Origin of the sequence: Pseudarthrobacter sp. NPDC058196 (assembly GCF_042882685.1) — a bacterium.
Taxonomy (GTDB): Bacteria; Actinomycetota; Actinomycetes; order Actinomycetales; family Micrococcaceae; genus Arthrobacter.
Genome location: NZ_JBHVVN010000011.1, coordinates 25,880 through 45,113 on the forward strand (window position 1 = coordinate 25,880; position 19,234 = coordinate 45,113).

A 19,234-nucleotide genomic window follows, 5' to 3' on the forward strand; every position below is an offset into this window, starting at 1 on the left:
CTGGCAGTTGTTTGTTGGGTGAAGAAGCAGTGGTTCAGCGGGTGAAGGCGCTTTCGCCCGTGAGGGCGCGGCCGATGATGAGGGCGTTGATCTCGTGGGTGCCTTCGTAGGAGTAGACGGCCTCGGCGTCCGCGTGGAAACGCGCGACGTCGGTGGCCAGGGTGATGCCGTTTCCGCCCACCACTTCCCGGGCCAGCGCTACGGTGTCGCGCATGAACAGGGATGTCTGCATCTTGGCCAGGGCCGAGTCCTGGTCGCGGTAGATGCCTTTGGCCTGCTGCTCGGTGAGCCTGACCACCAGGGACAGGCTGGCCGTGACGTTGCCCAGCATGCGGGCCAGTTTCTCCTGGACCAGCTGGAAGGAACCCAGGGTGCGGCCAAACTGACGGCGTTCGTTGACGTAGGCGAGGGCTGCTTCGAAGGCACCGGCGGCGATGCCGGTGGCGATCCAGGCGACGTCCGAGCGCATGGCCCGGAGCATCGCCGCGACGTCCTTGAACGAGTCCACGTTGTGCAGCCGCATGGACTCGTTGACACGGACGCCTTCCAACGTGATGTGGGCGTTCTGCATCATCCGCAGGGCCGTCTTCCCGTGGATCTTCTCCAAGGTGACGCCGTCGGCCTGCCGGTCCACGAGGAAGGCCTTGACCTGTCCGTCGGCGGTATCGCGGGCGAAGACGGCCAGGACATCTGCTGTGGAGGCACCGCCGATCCAGCGCTTGGCCCCGTCAAGGATCCAGCCGTCCCCATCACGGCGTGCGGTGGTGGACAGTCCGCCGGCGATGTCCGATCCATGCTCGGGCTCGGTCAGGGAGAAGACGCCTTTGAGCGAGAAATCGATGACCTTGGGCATCCATTCGGCCTGCTGTTCCTCCGAGGCTCCCACGCGGATGGCGGTCCGGAACAGGCCGGCCTGGGCGGTGTACCAGGTGGCCAGCGAGGCATCGGTGCGGGCAAGTTCGAAGATCCGGAAGCCCTGGTAGAGTCCGCGCGCAGGCCCGTCTTCGGTGAGCTCCGCAGGTTCCATCAGGTCCAGGTCGATCAGGGGGCGGGCGAGCTGCTCCGGGAACTCCCCGCGTTCCCAGTACTCGGCAAGGAGGGGCCTGGCTTCCGCGTCCAGGAAGTCCCGCAGCCGGGCCAGGACCCGGCGCTCGTCCTGAGTGAGCAGGGACTCGGCGTCGTACCAGTCCGCCGCTTCGTAGAGCCGGGCACCCACGCCGGGAGCCGTCGTCGTACTGCTTGTACCCACATCAGCCACCCAGCCCAAGGAGGCGCACCGCGTTGTCCTTGAGGATCTTGGGCCGGACCTCGTCCTTCAGCGGCAGGTCGGCGAAGGCTCCGAGCCATTTCTGCGGCGTGATGAGCGGGAAGTCGGTGCCGAACAGCACTTTGTCCTGCAGGTAGGAGTTGGAAGCCTTCACCAGGGACTCCGGAAAGTACTTGGGCGACCAGCCGGAGAGGTCGATGAACACGTTGGCCTTGTGCGTGGCGATCGAGTTTGCCTCGTCCTGCCACGGCACCGAGGGGTGGGCCATGATGATCTGCAGGCCCGGGAAGTCCGCGGCCACGGCGTCCAGCAGCAACGGGTTGGAGTAGGCGAGCTTGATGCCATAGCCGCCGGGAAGGCCAGCGCCCATGCCGTTCTGGCCCGTGTGGAAGATGGCCGGCAACCCCAGTTCCTGGAGGGTCTCCCATAGCGGGTAGAAGCGTTCGCTGGACGGATCGAAACCCTGCAGGGACGGGTGGAACTTGAACCCCCTGGCGCCGAGTTCAACGGCCTGGTGCTTTGCTCCGGCGATGGCGTCTTCACCGGTGCGCGGATCGACGCTGCCGAACGGGATCAGGACGTCGTTGTTCCGGGCGGCTCCGGCGATGAGCTCCGGGATGCTGTTGGGCTGGTGCTTGAGCTGGGTGCGGGCGTCCACGGTGAAGACGACGGCGGCCATGTTCAGTTCCCGGTACACCTCGGCGATGCGGTCCAGGGACGGGGTGCGGTCCTCGGCCTTGAAGTATTTTGCCGAGGCTTCGGTGAGGGCGTCCGGCAGGGAGCCGTGGCCGCAGCTGTCCACCTCGAGGTGGACGTGCATGTCGATGGCGTCGAGCTTGCTGGCGTCGACGCCCAGCTCGTAGCGGTCCGTTGCCATGATCAGCGGGCCTGCGCGGGTTCGGGCTTGAGGTCCTCCGGCAGGGGCAGGAATTCCTCGCCGAAGCTCTGCAGCGTTTCCAGGGTAAACAGCTGGCCGGCGTTTTCCTGCAACGCCTGGTAGCTCCAGCCGCCCTCGCGGTATTCGGTGGTGGCTGCCTCCGGGTGGGTCCAGACCTGCAGCCGGTCACCGCCGGCTCCGATGGCCTGGCCGGTGATGGTGGCGGCCTCGTCGGAGGCGAGGAAGGCAACCAGCCCGGCGACGTCGTCGGCCGTTCCAAAGCCCAGGTCATGGCGGAAGAAGGACGGCATGGCCTCGCCGCGCTCGTCCGCCTCCACTGCCTTCTGGAAGTAGGGGACGGTCTTGGTCATGGCGGTGGCCGCCACGGGGATGACGCTGTTGACCGTGACGCCTGCCTTTTTCATTTCCAGCGCCCAGGTGCGGACCATGCCCACGATCCCGGCCTTCGCCGCCGCATAGTTGGTCTGGCCGAAGTTGCCGCGCTGCCCGGTGGGCGACCCGATGGTGATGATGCGGCCCTGCACGTTGTTTTGCTTGAAGTACGCGAAGGCCTCCCGGACGCAGGTGAAGGTGCCCTTGAGGTGGACGTTGATGACCACGTCGAAGTCCTCGTCCGTCATCTTCAGCAGGGACTTGTCCCGCAGGATTCCGGCGTTGGTGACCAGGATGTCGAGCCGGCCGAACGTGTCGACGGCTCCGGCCACCAGCGCCTTGGCGGCGTCGGTCGTCCCTACCGGAACCACCACCGCGGTGGCGCGGCCGCCGTCGGCCTCGATCTGCGCCACAGCCTGGGCGGCAGTCTCGGCGTTCACGTCGTTGATGACGACGGCGGCGCCCTGGCGGGCCAGTTCCCGTGCGTAGGCAAGGCCAAGGCCCTGCCCGCTGCCGGTGACGATTGCAACCTTGCCGTTCAAGCTCATTGGCCTGCTCCTTCGCATGCGCCGGCCGAAGCCGTTGGGGTGGTCCCACTGCGGTGTGAGATCCTTGTTGAGATCAATGAAATTACGGATCATTGAAAAAGTCAACGATTGTTTTTTACACCGGAGTTGTGATGGCCACCTTGGGCACCGAAGTTCAGACCCCCCGCCTTGCGGCAGCGAGGATCGGCACTGATGTGGGCCTGCTGCTGGCCAAACTGCACGCCGCCGGCTCGGTGCTGAACAACAAGGCCCTGGCTGACTTTGGCCTGCGGGAGCGCTCCTTCTCGGTCCTGACGCTGGCGTGCAGCGGTCTGGAGCCCACGCAGCGGGAACTGGCGGACTTCCTGAGCCTGGACCCGAGCCAGGTGGTCACCCTGGTGGACGACCTGGAGCGCCGCGGCCTGGTGGAAAGGGCGCAGGGGAAACAGGACCGGCGCGCCAAGATCATCGTCTCCACGGCCGAGGGCCGCAGGATGCATACCAAGGCCCGGGCGGCCCTGGACGCCGCCGAGCTGGACCAGCTGGCCGGACTGACCGACGATGAGTCCCAGGAACTGAAGCGGCTTTTGCGCAAGGCGCTGTGGGGCGCGGCGGAATAGGTCTCTGGCTGGATTCCGGCTTTCGGGGAAACCGACTGCGGGCGGCGCGGGTCAGGCCTGGGCCCCTCAGGGGCCCAGGCCCACTCGCTAAGACCGGAAGCTGTTGCTGCGTCAGTCCGGTCAGGCTGCGATGTTCTCTGTGATCCAATCGCGCAAGGCGGTGACCGGGATTGAGTGTTGCGCGTTGAAGGTGCCGTCCTTTGCCCATGCCACCCCTCGGCCCTGGGCAAAGACCGCCCGGTACTTTCGCGTCATGTTGTTCGGGTCCGTGGCCAGCTCATCGAGCAGGAACGGCACGGTCCACTCCACAGTTTTGAACGGACGCCGAAGCACAGCCTCGAGGGTCGCCGCCAACTCTCGGTAGGTGATGGTGTCGCCGGCGAGGTAGACGATCTCGTTGCGGATGCGCGGTTCGGCGAAGAGTATCTCCGCTGTAAGGAAGCCGATGTCTTCGGGCGTCGTCACGGTGACAGCGGTATCCAGGCTGCCGAGGGCGTTGACGGTGTCAAGGGGTAGATCCACCATGCCGGAGCCTGGCTCGAAGAGATAGTTCATGAACATACCGGTGGAGATGATCACCCACTCGGTCTCGTTCTGGGAGCGGAGCAAATCCCGCACATCCAGCTGCGAGTCGAAGATGTCCTGGGGACTTCCCCGACCGATCACGTCGAAGTCGACGCCGAACTGCCAGGGGAAGTAGCGCGGAAGTTTTGCCTGAAGAGCGGCCTGGGCAACTTTCATGGGAGTGTCGATCCCTGCGGTGATGCCCGTGCAGCCGATCACGGTGTCGTAGTTCGCGAAGATCGATGCAAGTTCGTCGACCGAGTTCATTACCAGGTCTCCTTGGACAATCCTTACCCCCAGGTTGCGGATCTCAGCGAGGTCGCGCTGCTTCTCCGTCTTGGCGGACTCGATGGCACTCGCCCGCAGGAGCACACTGACGGACGAGCCGTCGACCTCTCTTGCCCGCCGTGCGACATTGCGCAGTACGGGCATGCCGAGTTCTCCGGCTCCGATGATGAGGATGTCCCGCGAGGGGGCAGATGGATTTTCGTCGTTCATTGGCACATTCCCTGATTGATTCGTGATTTGTCAGTGTCCATGTGACCGGCGGGATCCTTTGGAGAACCGCCCCGTCGACGGGCACGATTGCCAGCGTAAACTTTGACATCAGTGTCAAGGTCAAGTCGGTGACCAATGAGAAACGGTGGAGACGATGAAGATCGGTGAAGTCGCCAAGGAAGTGGGTGCCCCTACTCGGATGCTCCGTTACTACGAGCAGCAGGGGCTCATCCAGGCGTCACGTTCTACCAACGGGTACCGCGAATATTCCGACGAACAGATTGAACACGCCCGTCATGTCCGCGCTCTTGTGGAAGCAGGCCTGTCAACGCGGATGATCAAGATCGTGCTCAACATCGAAGCTCCGGCAACGCAGGATCAAAGCGACGAATGCAACCGCGCTCTAGCGGAGGAGCTTGCCCAGGAACTTCGCGTCGTGGAGAACAGAATTGTGTGCCTGGAGAAGAGCCGTGATGCCGTCATCGACTTTCTTCAGCGGACAAATCACTCAGATCTACTGACGCATGCCCCTTGATCACTCTGTCCAAGTGCTGACCCGGCGACGGCAGCCCCATCACCGGTTCAGCGAACGATGAAGACGGCGATCTTCACCGAATCCGGATAGCGCTCGCCGGTGCCCACAGCGAGGATATGGTTCAGCCACCCCCATGCCTCGGAGGCGGTGGAAAACCTCAACGAGCACCGAAAGTAGATGGCGCCCGGGTCCACTGCGTCACCGCGGTTGAGCCTGGCGATGTCGGCCGCGGCGCCATGCCGCAGGGCGCTGTTGTGCACGTGGATCAATGCCCCGTCCACCGCCTCGATGACGTAGCGGGCATCGAGCTCGGTCAGTTCCGGGCTGTGCAGGAGCTGGAAGTCGGCACCGCCGGGCAGCACCGTGCCGCTGAGGGCTGGCCCTGTCAGCGAACCGCCGGTGATCGGTATGATCCGGCGGTGTCCCGTGGGAGCCGGGCCGACGTCAATGGGTGTCTCCACCATGACACGCAGCTCCGTCAGGAACTCCAGGCGCGGCGGCAGCGGTGTGCTCACAGCACCCCCACCGTCAGGCGGCTGGGGTGGGAGGCGCCCACATGGATGCGCTGGTTGGCGGTTACCGCAATTCGTGATTCGTAGGCGAGCTTGCCGGTGTTAAGGTTCCGGTCCCAGCGCGGGTGGCAGCTGGAGGTGACCTGCACGCGCAGCCGCTCCCCCGGTGCAAAGGTCAGCGCCGTCTCCCAGAGGGAGATGGTGTACTCGTAGACCCGGTCCGGCTCTATGGCAGAGGGCGCGAATCCCTCCTTGAACAGCCCGGTTTCCGCATAGGCATCGCGCCAGGACGCCCGGACAATGCCGTCGGCAATGCCCAGTGAAACACCGTCCGCCGACACCTTGCAGAGCCGGACAACCCAGTCCGTGTCCACGGCACTGGATGATGCGAACAACGTTGCGGTGACGGCACCGAAAACGGTGGTGGCGGCGGTGAAGGGCTCCGTGGTGAAGACGGCGACGTCGGCCCGCGCCTCGACGGCGTCCTGCCGTGCCGGTCCCGCGGGATAGGCGCCGGCCAGCATGGTGGCCCCGCCGGTGGTGGGGACCGGGTCCAGCGGATCGTAGGCGTAGTCAACGTTTCCGTCCGCACCCGCCTGGTCCAGCAGGTCCCCCTCGGCGGAAAGGAACCACGACCTCTGCGCGGAGGGAACCGGCAGTTCGTCAAAGCCGCGCCAGCGGTTCTCGCCCAGGAAATACACCAGCACCGGGGGGACCTCAGCGATGGCCGCTCCGTCCTCCTTGAGGACGGCGTCGAACCAGGACGCGTGGAGGGACGACAGATCTCCGCGGCCATCGACGATGCCGGAGGACGCGGCCGCACCGAAGTGGATGTCCGGGTACCCGCCGGTGAGGTTGGTGTGTGTCCACGGCCCCAGGATGAGGCGGGGTTCAATACCGGGGAAGGTCTTGCTGAGGGCCGCCTGGCGGCGGTACTGGTCCAGCGTGTTGGGGGCGAAGATATCGAACCAGCCGCCGATGTGCAGCGTTGGCAGCGGCACCGCCGCATCGGAAGCGGCATCCCACAACCGGCAGAAATCACTCCCCGGCCCCTCCCCCGCGGACGGGGTGACCTCGTTGCGAAGGAAGGTGCCCACCCTGGGCTCCAGGTCCCGTAGCGGGAGGACTCCGTAGCAGGAACCATCGGCAAATCCAGCGTCCAGGGCAAGCCATTCCTGGAACTCCTTCGCGCGCCGCTCGGGATCGTCAGCATGTTCCCGCATCAGTTCGTTCAGCGAAATCGAGGCGTGCCCCCAGGCCAGGCGGCTGCCCAGCTCATGGGCACCGCCCCGATACAGGGCGCCGTTGTTGGCGTTGCCGCCCGCAGAGACACCGGGCGCCAGTGCCTTGAGCCCGGCCGGAGCGTACCGGGCGGCACGCCACTGGGTTTCGGCGAAATAGGACCGGCCCCACATGCCCACCCGGCCGTTGGACCACGGGAGGCGCGCGGCCCACTCCACTGTTGCGGCGCCGTCGGACGCTTCATTCACCGAAGGCTCAAACCTGCCGTCGGAGCCGAACCTGCCGCGGCAGTCCTGCATCACCACCACGTACCCGGACGCCGCGACCGTCACGGGATTGAAGTACGCCGAGTTGACCGCCAGGTCCCGCCCGTAGGGAGTGCGCGTGAGCAGCACCGGGAAGGTGCTGCCCGGCGCGTCCGGCCGGTAGACGGTGGACCGGAGGACGGTTCCGTCGGTCATGGTTGCTTCAACATCGCCGTCGACGACGACCGGGTAGCGCACGTGCGTGCCTTTCGTTTGGGTGGAGGCTGGTTTAGTGCTCAGGCGGCCTGGACGGGCCGCTTGCCGAGGTCTTCGGTCCGGGTCCGGTAGGTCTCCTTGACCCACGCGGCGGTTACGACGGCGGAGACCAGGCAGCAGGCGGCCGTGAAGACGGCAACGGGCAGCCATCCGTCAGGGCCGGGCTGGACGATCGCGGCGGCAATGGCGGGAGCAAAGCCGGTGACGACGAGCCCCAGCTGGGAGGCAGTGGCAGCCCCGGTGTAGCGGATCCTGGTCTCGAACATTTCCGCGGTCATGGACGGGCCAAGCGGGTTGACCATGCCGTAGCCGACGGTCATGAAGAGGATGGGCGTGGCAAAGATCAACGGAATGGAGCCGGCGCTGATCGACCAGAAGAAGGCAAAGACAGCCCCGGCGCAGACGATGTTGCCGGTGATGAACACCGGTTTACGTCCGATCCGGTCGGCCAGGATGCCTGCGTACGGCTGGACGATGATACCCAGGGCCGCGGTGACGATGGTGACGGTGAGCATGACGGCCGCGGGGACTCCGAGCTTGCCGGCGTAGGCAAGCCCGAAGGCCGCGAACACCGAGGAGACCACGCTCCACAGGCCGAAGAGGATCACCTTGAGGATGGTGGCCCAGTGGTCGCGCAGGACCACCTTGATGGGCAGTTCCTGGGCGCCCGCAGATTCCTTGGCGGCCTCGAACACTTCCGATTCCGGGAGGCGGAGCCTGATGTACAGGCCCACCGCAACCACCAGGATGCTGGCAAGGAACGGCAGGCGCCATCCCCAGGCGAGCAAATCGTCCTGCGGCAGCAGCGATACTGCAAGGAACGCGAGCGACGCCAGCATGATGCCGGCCACCGCGCCGGTGTTGACCCAGCTCGCATAGAAGGCACGTTTGTGGGTGGGGGCGTGTTCCATGGTCATGGTCACGGCACCCACGGACTCGCCGGCGGCCGAAGCCCCCTGCAGTGCGCGCAGGAGGACCAGCAGGACGGGTGCGGCGGCACCAATGGCGGATACCGGGGGAAGGCAGCCGATCAGGAACGTGGCCACGCCCATGAGGACCAGCGTGAGGACCAGCATCTGCCGGCGCCCGATCCGGTCGCCAAAGTGGCCGATCACGCCGGCGGCCAGGGGCCGCACCACGTAGCCGATGCCAATCGTGGCCATGGAAAGGACCATGCCCAGCGCGGGGTCGATGCCCGGGAAGAAGATCTTGTTGAAGATCAGCGCCGAGGCTGAGCCGTAGATGAAGAAGTCGTAATACTCGAGGGTGCTGCCGATGAAACTGGCCACGGCGGCCCTGCGGGCATTCTGCGTGCCCTGCTCGGTAGATGCGGGAGCGGATATGGCGTCCGGGGACAACGGTGTCACCGGACTGGGACCTGCGGTCATTGCGGATCTCCTGGAAATGATGGGGTAGCAGGCGCCTGCTGGAGGATGGTCGCGCCGGCACACTGTTGTGGGCCGGATCACTATCTAAATGCTATGCGCAATTTGATACGACCGTCAATAAAACTGCAAAAGATTGTGTCCTGTGCGTGCCGGGCCTGAGAAGATGGACCGTGACCCCAGAGCCCCATGCCCCACCCGGCCACCCCGCCAGCGCCCGGATTGCCGCCGAACAGGTCAATTTCCCGCGGCCGCTGAAAGGGTCTGCATCCCAGCACCTGGTGGTGACAATGCTGGCGGACTACTGGCGGGGCTCGGCGGCGTGGCTGCCGTCCCGCATGATTGTGTCGCTGGCGGGCTCCCTTGGCCTCAGCCCCTCCGCAGCCTCGACCGCGTTGAGCCGCCTGGCCGGGCGCGATGTCCTGGAGCAGTCGAATGCGGGCCGCACGTCCCGCTACCGGTTCACGCCCGAGGCGAAGGCCCGCCTGGACATCGGCGTAGGACAAATCGGCGGTTTCGGTTCCGAGGAGCGCCGGTGGGACGGGATGTGGACCGTGGTGGCGTTCACCGTGCCGGAGAGCTCCCGGGAAATGCGTGAGCTCCTGCGCAGCCGGCTCAAATGGCTGGGCTTCGCTCCGCTGTATGGGGCCGTCTGGGTTTCGGCATGGGACACGGCGGACGAACTGGAGGACTCCGTCCGCCACCTGGGCGTCGAAAACTACGCCATCTTCCGCACGCCGGAGTCGGCTCTGCGCGGCCGGCCGCTGCTTGAGGCGTGGGATCTTGACGACGTCCGCCGGCAGTACATGCCCTTCATCGATACTTATGGTCCAACGGCCCGGTCCCTGGACCCGCACCAACTCAGGGGTGAAGAGGCCTTCAGGCTGCGGACCGAGGTCATTGACGCGTGGCGGGCGTTCCCCTGGGAGGACCCCGGGCTGCCGCCGGAACTCCTCCCCCGTGAATTTCCGCTGTTCGAGGCGCGGCGGATCTTTGTCGCCCTGTACAACTCGCTCGCCGAGGTCTCCGCCGCGTACGTGGAGGAGACCGCCGTCCGGCTGGCCCCCGACGTCGCTGGCGAGATCCACGCTTTCCGGGTCAGGCCGTAGGACCTCACCGCCTATGCCGCCCGAACCGCCGCCAGTTCCCGGGCCAGGAAGTCCAGGGCCGGCTGCCCCTCGGGAAGCCCCGCCGTGTGGTTGAGATGGCCGTGGACGGCGCCCCGGGCCAGGAAGGAAGACACCGGAACCCCGGCCCGCTCCAAAGAGGAGGCAAAAAGCTCGGTCGAGCCGCGGGCGTCGTCGTATTCGCACGCAAGCAGGGCCGTGGGCGGAAGCCCGGCAGGGTCGGCATACCCGGGCATCGCATAGGACGGCGCCATGCTGACAGGTCCGCCCACGTAGTTCTCCGCCGTGCGGATGCAGTCCTCCAGGGTGAACCGTAAATGCCGGGGCAGGCCGGCCATGACCGCCTGGTCCAGGCCGCCAGCCGGCGGCGGGAGTTCGGCATGCAGGAAGGGGTAGGCCAGCAGGAGCTTGGCCGGTAGCGGCTTGCCCGCGTCAATCAGATAGAGCGCGGCGCCCACGGCAAGGTTGCCGCCGGCACCGGCACCGCCCAAACAGAGCAGGTCCGGATCCAGCCCCAGGGATGCGGCGTTCTTCCGCGCCCAGAACCATCCGGTCAGGGCATCGTCATGCGGAATGGGGTAGGAGACCCCGTCCCGTGCCAGCCGGTAGTCAACGGACAGCACCGGCGTCCCCCGGTCCGCCAGCACCCGGGCCAGGTAATCAGACTCGGGAATGTCCACGCTGCCGCTGACGAAGCCGCCGCCGTGCAGCCACACCAGGGCCGGGCTGCCGGTTCCGGCTGCTTCGCCGTAGATCCGGAGCGCCACCGGCCCGTGCCGCCCGTCCGCAGTGACCGTGTGGATGGGGACGTCGGGGCCAGGCGTCCGGACGGCGTCGGGATTCAGGAACCGCGGGCCTTCAGGGCTGGCAAGGTATTCGGCGAAACCGTCGGCAGTACCCTCCCGACCGCCGGCCGTGGAAGCCTCCGTGGCAACCGCCACCGGCTCTGTCCCTGGTGTCATGGCGTGCCCAGCTTCCTGGAGAAGTAGCGGACGGCGGAGTCGAGGATGTCCGCCATCCTGTCCTCCGCGCCGAAGAAGCAGTGGTCGGCGCCCTCGATGGTCACCACCACGTGCTCCACCCCCGCCTCGGCGAGCGCGGCGGCCAGCAGATCGGTCTGCGAATGCGGCACCAGCACGTCGGAGTCACCGTGCACCAGGAGGAACGGGGCGGCGCCGGCATCCACGTACCTGACCGGGCTGGCCGCAGCCAGCAGCTCCGGATCATCCGAGCCGCCCACCAGCATGTACTCAGGCTGCAGGGAGATGCCCGGCGGCACCGCCGCGGTCAGGGCGGCGGGAAAGAGGCCCTCAGGCATGGACATGGGAGGGATGTCCACCAGCGAGGAAACACCGTAAAAGTCGACGACGGCGCTGACGCCGCTGGAGTGCCCTTGCGCACCGAGTCCGCCTTCAAGGCCGCCGTGGTTGCCGGTCAGTCCAAGGAGGGCCACAAGGTGGCCGCCCGCAGATTCACCCCAGGCGCCGAACCGGCCGGGGTTGATGTTCAGCTCTGCGGCAAATTCGCGCAGGTACCGGACGGCGGCTTTGAGGTCGTGGAGCTGGGCGGGGAAGGGTGCCTCAAGGGAGTGCCGGTAGTCAGCGGTGGCACAGGCGATGCCGGCCTCGTTGAGCAGCCGGAACACCGAGTTGGGCGCGAACGTGGGCGGCAGTTCCCGGCGGTCGCCCAGCTGGAAGGCGCCCCCGTGCACCCAGAGCACCAGCGGTGTGGGGCCGGACGCTTGGCGCGGCAGCCAGATGTCCAGCTTCAGTGGCCGGAATCCGATGGCCCGGGCATACGTGATTTCCCGGTGCACGGCGGACACGTCCGAGACCTGCTCCGGTGTTCCGGGTGCGTCGAAGACCGGGAACGCCGGAACGTCCCTTCCTCCGGGGCGGGAAACGTCCGGGCGCGACGGGTCGAGTACCCCGGTAGCGTCATCCACTGTCATAGTGTGCTCCTCATCAGTTCGGGTGTGGCAGCGTCCCCACCGGTGGCGGCAACGAAAGTATGGATTCCCGGCCCGACGACGGCGGCCGGTTCGCCGGGCAGCAGCACCTCCGCGGTGGTGCCGGCGGGGATCGTGGCAGTGAGCGTCAGCCCGGCGTCGTGCTGTTTCCCCGGGGACGCTGCCCCCTCCGCCACGGCCCACTCCACCCGGATCAGGCCGCGCGGCCCCAGATGGGAGGTGGAGGCGGAGGCCAGTCCGGCGCCGGGGCGTGGCTCGATGATGATCCGTTCCCAGCCGGCGCTTCCCGGTGCCTGGCGCAGCCCGGCCGCATACCGGTGCAGGAAGGTCACCACGGCGCCCTTGCTGTAGTGGTTGAGGGACTGGTGTGCCGTGCCGGCGGCATCGATGCCGTTCCACAGCTCCCACACGGTGGTGGCGCCGCGGTCCACCATGGCCAGCCAGGACGGTTCGGTGTCCTGCATCAGCAGTTGGTAGGCCAGGTCCAGTTCACCATTGGCGGCCAGGACGGGGAGCAGGTAGGGCGTGGCCAGGAAGCCCGTGCCCAGATGGGTGCCGGCGTCCCGGATCAGCTCCGCCAGCTGCGCCGTGACCCCGGCGCGGCGTTCGGGGCCAAGCAGGTCGAAGGCCAGGGCACGGACGCAGTTGGCCTGGCTCGGTTGGGTGACGCGGCCGTCCGGGCCGAGGTATTCCGTTTCCCAGGCGTCCCGGATCCCGCCCGAGAGTTCTGCCAGCCCGGCGGCCTCGTCGTGGCGGCCCAGGACACTGGCGATGCGTGCCATCAGGTCCGTGGTGTGGCGGTAGTAGGCGGTGGCCACGATGCCGTTGTCGGCGCTGCGGGCGGCGAAGAGGTCCGGCTCGGGACCGTCCGGCTCCATCCACTCGCCGAAGTGGAAGCCCGTGTCCCACAGGTATTGTTCGTGCGGTGCCGGGGTGGGGCGTGCGGCGGCCCTGGCGGGGTGCCGCCGGTTTTCGGCGGAGGCTTGGACGAAGCCGAGCCAGCGCTTCATCGCATCGAGGTTTTCGGCCAGGATCGAGGCGTCACCGGTGGCCAGGTAGAGCTCCCACGGCACCATGACGATCGCGTCGCCCCAGCCGGCGGAGCCGTTGGTGAAGCCCATGAATTCGGCGGAGGTGACGGCGGGCCCGGCCGACGGTGAAATGTTGGCGATGACGCCGTTCTCCCATTGGTCCGCGCGGACATCCCGCAGCCACTTGCGGGAGAACCCGGCGACGTCGTACAGGTAGGCGGCGGCGGGGACGAACAGCTGCCAGTCTCCGGTCCAGCCGGCTTTCTCGCGCTGGGGACAATCGGTGGGGACTTCGCAGGAGTTCCCCAGGAAGCTCCATTCCACGATGTCGTGGAGCGTGTTCAGCCGCTCGTCGCTGCAGCGGAAGGTGCCGATGCGTTCCAGGTCCGTCCGGACCAGGCAGCCGGTGATGTCCCGGGGCTGCAGGTCCTGGCGAAGGCCCTGCACGGACACGTACTGGAAGCCATGGGTGGTGTGGCGGGGTTCGAAGACCTCGCCGGGCGCGCCGGAGGAGATGACCGTGTCCACCTGGCCGGCGTCGAGGAACGCCCCTGGTGAGCGGAAATTGTGCGGGCGCAGGTGGTCCCGGGTGGCGTCGCCGTCCCCGCCGAGGGCCTCGGCGTATTCCAGCGTGACGATTTCGCCCGGCGCCCCCAGTGTGGTGAGGCGGATCCAGCCGTGGATGTTCTGGCCGAAGTCCACCACCTGGTTGCCGCTTGGAAGGCGGGTGATGGAAACGGGGGTGAGTTCGCGGGTGATCCGGGTGGGCGGGGCGAGGGGCCCGCCCAGTGCGTCCAGGCTGCCGGGGCGGACGACGGCGGGACGGGGCCTTGGTGCCGTGCCGCCGGCAGGTGCGCGGCCGGCGTCGTCCGTTCGAAAATCGACGCGCTGGCCTGCCATGAGGTCCGCGCTGGTGATCTCCGTGCCGGACACCTGCCACGTCGCGTCCGTGCCGATGACCTGCCTTCCGGCGCCGGACTCCAGTTCGAGCTGCGCCAGGAGGGCTGTGTGCGTGCCGTACATGTCGGCGTCGCGCGTGTAGCCGAAGCTGCCGCGGTACCAGCCGTCGGTGAGGATGGCGCGGATGGTGTTGGCGCCCTCGCGGAGCAGGCCGGTGACGTCATGGGCCTGGACCTGGAGGGTGGTGTTGTAGCTGGTGGAGCCGGGGGTGAGCTGCTGCTCTCCGACGCGGCGGCCGTTGATGAAGAGCTCGTAGATGCCGTGGGCGGTGGCGTAGGCGCGGGCCTGCTCCGGGGCGGTCTGCAGCGTGAAGTTCTTGGCGAGGGCCCAGCCGGGCCGCTCCCCGGGAGCGGGGACTTTCTCTTCGCCGGGCCCGATCCACTGCGCCGCCCAGTCGGAGGCGTGCAGGAGGCCGAGCTCCACGGGCATCGGTTCGGACCAGCCGCTGGCTGTTTCGGTGCCGGTGGGGTCGATGTTCCAGGTGCGGACCCGCCATTCGAAGCGGCTGCGGGAATCCAGTGCGGGGCCACTGTAGGGGATGCCGCCGCTTTCAGCCGACTCAACCCTGCCGGTATCCCAGCCGTTGCCGGCCGTGATCCGGTACGCGGCCTGGCGGACGGTTCCGCCGGGCGGTGTCCAGCTGAGCCGCGGCTCGCGGATGGTCAGGCCCATCGCCTCGGACAGGTGTTCGGCCCGAAGCCGGGTGGGGGCGGTCATGCGGCGGGACTCCTGGAGTGCGGTTGCTGGGAGTTCCAGCTTCGTGTGCCGCCACCAGTCCCCCACAGGGTGCTTTCAATGGTTGGAATAGTATTGTGGTTCAGCTCACTGCGAGCCACCGCAACTATCGACGGCGCTAGGAACCACTGCCATGACTGCCACCCCGGAAACGGATACCCCGACTGCCCGCGGCAAGCGGCCCAAACAGGGCGAACCGGTCATTGACCGGGCGCTGAGCCTGCTCGCCGTCTTCTCGGACCGGCGCCGGGCACTGACCCTGTCCGAGTTGGCCCGGTACGCGGACATGCCTGCGCCCACGGCGCTGCGGCTGATCGCCCGGCTGGTGGCGTGGGGTGCACTGGAACGGCTGGACGACGGCCGCTATGTGGTGGGCGTCCGGCTGTGGGAGGTCGCCTCGCTGTCGCCGCGCGGGCACGGGGTGCGGGAGATCGCGCTCCCCTACCTGGAGGACCTTTTCGAGGTCACGCGGCACCACGTCCTGCTGGCGGTGCGGGACAACGAGCAGGCGGTGCTGATCGAGCGGCTGTCCGCGAAGGACGCCACCGAGGTGGCGTACCGGGTGGGCGGCCGGGCACCGCTGCGGTCCACGGCCATCGGCCTGGTGCTGCTGGCTGGAGCGGACCAGCAGTTCCAGGAAACCATCCTGAAGCGGCCGCCGGAGATCGAACCCGGCGTATCCGAGATGCCGGAGGGCCAGTTGCGCCGGACCTTGTCCGATGTGCGGCGGACCGGCATCGCCATGATCCGCCGCAGCCTGCCGTCCCGGACCGTATCCGTGGCATCGCCCATCTTCGACGCCCAGGGTGCCGTGGTGGCGTCCCTGTCCATCGTGGTTCCGGACGGCTCCACGCCGCCGAACGTCCTGGCCCCAGCAGTCCGCGCCGCCGCCAGGGCCGTGTCCCGCAACCTGGGCTTCCAGGCGCAGGCAAGCGCGGACGTCAGGACGCACTCGCAGGGGTAGCGGAGCGCCCGGCATCGACTGGCGTCCGCCGCGCTCCCGCCCCGCCGGGAGAGCCACCGGAGACTACCCTACTGCGCGTTGGAAGTGACCCTTGACACGATTCAATTTCTTCCCGCATAATTTTTGAAGCGCTTCAATTTCTGAGAAGCACAATTCAAGGAGGAACTGTGGTTTCTGTTCTCGTGCGGCCGAGGCTTCGTGTTGCCGCTCCGGTGATCGCCTCTGTTGGCGCTCTCGCCCTGCTTCTGACCGGCTGCGGCGGGGGCGCCGGCGGCGGGTCCGCCACGCAGTCGTCCAAAGAGTTCACTTATCTGACGAACGTGGAAAACACCACGATCCGCAGCGAGCTCGAAACCCTGAGCAAGGACCAGTGCAAGGCTGAGAACGACAAAGCGCCCCTCAAGGTGGACACCGTCCCGCAGACCGGCCTGGACCAGAAACTTCAGCTTTTGGCCGGCCAGAACGCCCTCCCGGTCCAGTTCGCCGCGGGTAACGCGCCGGCCTTGACCCAGGATCTGGACAAGTCCGGAAACGTGCTGGACTTTGAGAAGGCGCTCGGCGATCTGGGCATCTCCGACGCCATCCTTCCGGGTGCCGCCTCGACCATCAAGGCCCTCTACGGTGGCAAGCTCAACGTGCTGCCTTACCAGTACAACGTGGAGGGTGTCTGGTACAACAAGAAGCTCTTCTCCGACAACGGTATCCAGGAACCAAAGACCTGGGATCAGTTCGTCGCGGCCGGAGCGAAACTCAAGGCCGCAGGCGTCCAACCGCTGTCCGCCTCCGGCAAGCAAGGCTGGCCGCTCACCCGGCTTGTCAGCGGCTACCTTTTCAGCGATCTCGGGCCGGACGCGCTCAAGAAGGTTGCCGACGGGCAAGCCAAGCTGACTGACCCCGAGTACGTTAAGGCGGCCCAGGCAGTTGCCGATCTCGGATCCAAGGGCTACTTCGGCGACGGCGTCGGTTCCATCGATTACGACACCGCGGTGAACCAGTTCCTCACCGGAAAAGCCGGCATGTTCTACATGGGCAGCTGGGTCCTCTCCAACTTCAACGACAAGACAAAGAACCAGATCGGGGAAGAGAACATCGGCTTCCTGCCCTTCCCCAAAGTCTCGGGCGGCACCGGAATCGATAACCAGTACGCTGCCAACGTCGGCCTGCCCATGACATTCAATGCCAAGAAGTACGACGCGAACGCCAGCGCCTGGCTCAAGTGCATCGCCACCAACTACGGCAGCTCAGCGCTGAAGGACAAGGCCTCCATCTCCGGCTTCAAGGTCAATACCCCGGTGGAGAGTTTGGACCCGTTGGTGAAGTCCACGCAGGAAACGGTCAACAACACCCAGCAAAGCGTGCTCTGGTTCGAGGCACTCTTCAGCACCAAGGCCACCACCACCAGCCAAACGAACGCTGCCGGCCTGGTCACCGGGTCGGTGTCGCCGCAGAAGTTCATGGAACTCGTCCAGGCCGACCTCGCCACCAAGTAAACCAGGCATAGCTCCGGGGTGCGGATCCCCTTGCGTGGTCCGCACCCCGGAGCGAGCCATTCCAATGAAGGAAAACCATGAACCACGTTCTCGGTGACAAGCGGGCCATCATCCTGCTGCTGGGGCCGGCCCTGCTCGTCTACACAGTGGCCATGCTGCTGCCCGTGTTTTGGTCTGTCGGCTACACATTCTTCACAGGAAACGCGATCACCGGGTTCAGCCCGGCCGGTTTCGCGAACCTGCAAAAGCTTTTCACGGATCCCGCTGTGGGGGAGGCCCTGGTCTTCACACTCAAGTACGCGGTCATCATTACGGTTGGCCAGGTCGGCCTCGGGTACCTGCTCTCATTGCTCTATGTCTTTGCGATCAAGAAGGGCTCCAGCCTGATCCGGACCCTCGTCTTCTTCCCGGTGGTGTTGCCTACCGTCGCCGTCGCGTTGCTGTTCCAGAAGATGTTCGAAATCGCGCCACAGAGCGGGGTGGTGAATTCAGCCATGAACGCGCTGGGCCTCGGTTCCATCGACTGGTTCGGCAACGGAACCTCGGCGTTCTGGGTCATCGTCATCATGGACCTCTGGCGTTCCATGGGCTTCTACGCCGTACTGCTCTACACCGGACTGGTGGATATCCCGGAGGACATCCTCGAGTCCGCCCGGCTGGATGGCGCCCGCGGGTTCCGGCTGATCAGCACAATAGTCCTGCCGCTATCACTGCCGGTTCTGCTCTCGTCCATCATCTTCAGCATCAACGGCACATTGAAGGTCTTTGACTCCATCGTCGCCTTGACCAACGGCGGCCCAGGGAGCGCCACCACTCCCCTGACCCTGCATATGTTCCGCACCTCATTCACCTACGGCGACTACGGCTACGGCAGTTCCATCGCGCTGCTCCTGACAATGCTCTGCCTCATCGTCACGCTGTTTATCTTCCGGTCCTCCCGCCGCGACCTCACCAAGGACTGATCCATGACAACTTCAACAGCCAGCAGCACCGGTACCGTGCCCTCGCACCTCGCGCCCCCGGCTGCACGGCCGCGCCGGAACACCGGAAGGATGCTTCGCGGGCTCCCCGTCAAAGTCCTGGTGGCCCTGCTCCTGATCGTGGAAATCTACCCGCTCGTGTGGCTCTTCCTGGGCTCCTTCAAAACCCAGCAGGAGTTCCTGGAAAGCCCCACCTGGGCCCTGCCCTCCAGCTTCAGTTTCGACAACTACGTCGAAGCCTGGACCACTGGCAACATCGCCACGTATGTCGCCAACAGCCTCATTGCCACCCTGCCTTCGCTGTTCCTGATCGTCCTCCTTGGCGTCGCGGCCGGATTCGCCCTCGAGGTAATGGTGTGGAAGGGACGCAACGGGGTGCTGCTGGCGTTCCTGGCCGGCATCATGGTCCCCGGGCAGATGATCCTGCTGCCCCTGTTCTCGGCCTACTTCCAGGTCGGCCTGACGGGAACGTTGTGGCCCCTGATCATCACCTACACCGCCACGGGCCTCCCGCTGACCGTCTTCATGATGGCCACCTACTTCCGTGCCGTTCCCCGCGAGGTCTTTGAGGCCTCCACGCTCGATGGTGCCGGCATCATCCGGTCGTTCTTCCTCATCGGCTTCCCCATGGTCCGCAATGCCGTTTTCACCGTCGCCTTGGTCCAGTTCTTCTTCATCTGGAATGACCTTCTGATCGCTTTGACCTTCACGAACAGTTCAGACCTGAGCACCATCCAGGTGGGCCTGCTGAACTTCACGGGCGAATTTGGGGCCGTCCAGTACGGGCCCTTGTTCGCCGCCATCTGCATCAACGTCTTCGGCACCCTGGTCCTGTACCTCTTCCTGAACCAGCGCGTCATGAAGGGCCTCGCCGGCGGCGCGGTGAAGGGCTGACCGGATGACCATGCCAGCCCGTCGCCCCGGCCGCCGTCGCCCGCAACCATGAGGTCCTGGAAAACACCGCCGACCCCTCCGCGGCATCCGGCGCCCACCCCACCCACACCACAGCATTCATACGACGACAAGTCACCTCAGGA

General features: G+C 66.4%; 17 protein-coding genes. 7 read left to right on the plus strand and 10 right to left on the minus strand.

What is annotated here, in order from left to right; all coding sequences use genetic code 11:
• Window positions 1–34 precede the first annotated feature (34 nt).
• Genes ACFVVC_RS16195 through ACFVVC_RS16205 form a run of 3 tightly spaced genes read right to left on the minus strand, consistent with a single transcriptional unit; the run spans window position 35 to window position 3,085 of the window.
• Window positions 35–1,258: an acyl-CoA dehydrogenase family protein gene (locus tag ACFVVC_RS16195; protein WP_387455398.1), complete on the minus strand. Its 1,224-nt coding sequence runs from the start codon at window positions 1,256–1,258 to the stop codon at window positions 35–37.
• Complete coding sequence (locus tag ACFVVC_RS16200; protein WP_387455401.1) at window positions 1,251–2,144, minus strand: amidohydrolase family protein; 894 nt, start codon at window positions 2,142–2,144, stop codon at window positions 1,251–1,253. Before ACFVVC_RS16200 ends, ACFVVC_RS16195 begins: the two co-directional genes overlap by 8 nt.
• A 2-nt stretch (window positions 2,145–2,146) precedes the next feature.
• Window positions 2,147–3,085, minus strand: a complete 939-nt coding sequence (locus tag ACFVVC_RS16205) for an SDR family NAD(P)-dependent oxidoreductase (RefSeq protein ID WP_387455404.1) — start codon at window positions 3,083–3,085, stop codon at window positions 2,147–2,149.
• Window positions 3,086–3,216: 131 nt separating this feature from the next.
• Between ACFVVC_RS16205 and ACFVVC_RS16210 the strand changes: the two genes are divergently transcribed.
• On the plus strand, window positions 3,217–3,684 hold the full coding sequence (locus tag ACFVVC_RS16210; RefSeq protein ID WP_387455870.1) for a MarR family winged helix-turn-helix transcriptional regulator: 468 nt from the start codon (window positions 3,217–3,219) through the stop codon (window positions 3,682–3,684).
• A 120-nt stretch (window positions 3,685–3,804) separates the two neighbouring features.
• Here the strand turns inward: ACFVVC_RS16210 and ACFVVC_RS16215 are convergent, their stop codons facing one another.
• Window positions 3,805–4,746: an aromatic alcohol reductase gene (locus ACFVVC_RS16215; RefSeq protein ID WP_387455407.1), complete on the minus strand. Its 942-nt coding sequence runs from the start codon at window positions 4,744–4,746 to the stop codon at window positions 3,805–3,807.
• Between the two features lie 154 nt (window positions 4,747–4,900).
• On the opposite strand from ACFVVC_RS16215, the gene ACFVVC_RS16220 reads away from it, so the two are divergent.
• The gene (locus ACFVVC_RS16220) at window positions 4,901–5,281 is read left to right on the plus strand and encodes a MerR family transcriptional regulator (protein ID WP_387455873.1); all 381 of its coding nucleotides are present in this window, start codon (window positions 4,901–4,903) and stop codon (window positions 5,279–5,281) included.
• 47 nt (window positions 5,282–5,328) lie between these two features.
• Here the strand turns inward: ACFVVC_RS16220 and ACFVVC_RS16225 are convergent, their stop codons facing one another.
• From ACFVVC_RS16225 to ACFVVC_RS16235, 3 genes are read right to left on the minus strand one after another with little or no spacing between them, the layout of a single operon-like run.
• Window positions 5,329–5,796 (minus strand): DUF3237 domain-containing protein, encoded by a 468-nt coding sequence (locus ACFVVC_RS16225; RefSeq protein WP_387455410.1) that lies wholly within the window; start codon window positions 5,794–5,796, stop codon window positions 5,329–5,331.
• Entirely contained in the window at window positions 5,793–7,538 is a 1,746-nt protein-coding gene (locus ACFVVC_RS16230; RefSeq protein WP_387455413.1) for a CocE/NonD family hydrolase, read from the minus strand. Before ACFVVC_RS16230 ends, ACFVVC_RS16225 begins: the two co-directional genes overlap by 4 nt.
• Before the next feature lie 38 nt (window positions 7,539–7,576).
• Window positions 7,577–8,944, minus strand: coding sequence for an MFS transporter (locus ACFVVC_RS16235; protein WP_387455416.1), 1,368 nt, complete (start codon window positions 8,942–8,944; stop codon window positions 7,577–7,579).
• 170 nt (window positions 8,945–9,114) lie between these two features.
• On the opposite strand from ACFVVC_RS16235, the gene ACFVVC_RS16240 reads away from it, so the two are divergent.
• Window positions 9,115–10,050: a PaaX family transcriptional regulator C-terminal domain-containing protein gene (locus tag ACFVVC_RS16240; RefSeq protein WP_387455419.1), complete on the plus strand. Its 936-nt coding sequence runs from the start codon at window positions 9,115–9,117 to the stop codon at window positions 10,048–10,050.
• 11 nt (window positions 10,051–10,061) lie between these two features.
• Here ACFVVC_RS16240 and ACFVVC_RS16245 read toward each other — a convergent pair whose 3' ends face one another.
• The 3 genes from ACFVVC_RS16245 to ACFVVC_RS16255 are packed head-to-tail and all read right to left on the minus strand — an operon-like array spanning window position 10,062 to window position 14,745.
• The gene (locus tag ACFVVC_RS16245) at window positions 10,062–11,030 is read right to left on the minus strand and encodes an alpha/beta hydrolase (RefSeq protein WP_387455422.1); all 969 of its coding nucleotides are present in this window, start codon (window positions 11,028–11,030) and stop codon (window positions 10,062–10,064) included.
• On the minus strand, window positions 11,027–12,019 hold the full coding sequence (locus tag ACFVVC_RS16250; RefSeq protein ID WP_387455425.1) for an alpha/beta hydrolase fold domain-containing protein: 993 nt from the start codon (window positions 12,017–12,019) through the stop codon (window positions 11,027–11,029). The genes ACFVVC_RS16245 and ACFVVC_RS16250 overlap by 4 nt, the downstream gene beginning before the upstream one ends.
• Complete coding sequence (locus ACFVVC_RS16255) at window positions 12,016–14,745, minus strand: family 78 glycoside hydrolase catalytic domain (protein WP_387455428.1); 2,730 nt, start codon at window positions 14,743–14,745, stop codon at window positions 12,016–12,018. Before ACFVVC_RS16255 ends, ACFVVC_RS16250 begins: the two co-directional genes overlap by 4 nt.
• Before the next feature lie 151 nt (window positions 14,746–14,896).
• On the opposite strand from ACFVVC_RS16255, the gene ACFVVC_RS16260 reads away from it, so the two are divergent.
• From ACFVVC_RS16260 to ACFVVC_RS16275, 4 genes are all read left to right on the plus strand, one after another.
• Window positions 14,897–15,727, plus strand: a complete 831-nt coding sequence (locus ACFVVC_RS16260) for an IclR family transcriptional regulator (RefSeq protein ID WP_387455431.1) — start codon at window positions 14,897–14,899, stop codon at window positions 15,725–15,727.
• A 167-nt stretch (window positions 15,728–15,894) separates the two neighbouring features.
• Window positions 15,895–17,217, plus strand: a complete 1,323-nt coding sequence (locus ACFVVC_RS16265; protein WP_387455434.1) for an ABC transporter substrate-binding protein — start codon at window positions 15,895–15,897, stop codon at window positions 17,215–17,217.
• Between the two features lie 77 nt (window positions 17,218–17,294).
• On the plus strand, window positions 17,295–18,179 hold the full coding sequence (locus tag ACFVVC_RS16270) for a carbohydrate ABC transporter permease (protein WP_387455437.1): 885 nt from the start codon (window positions 17,295–17,297) through the stop codon (window positions 18,177–18,179).
• A gap of 3 nt (window positions 18,180–18,182) precedes the next feature.
• Window positions 18,183–19,091: a carbohydrate ABC transporter permease gene (locus ACFVVC_RS16275; protein WP_387455440.1), complete on the plus strand. Its 909-nt coding sequence runs from the start codon at window positions 18,183–18,185 to the stop codon at window positions 19,089–19,091.
• Window positions 19,092–19,234: the final 143 nt, after the last annotated feature.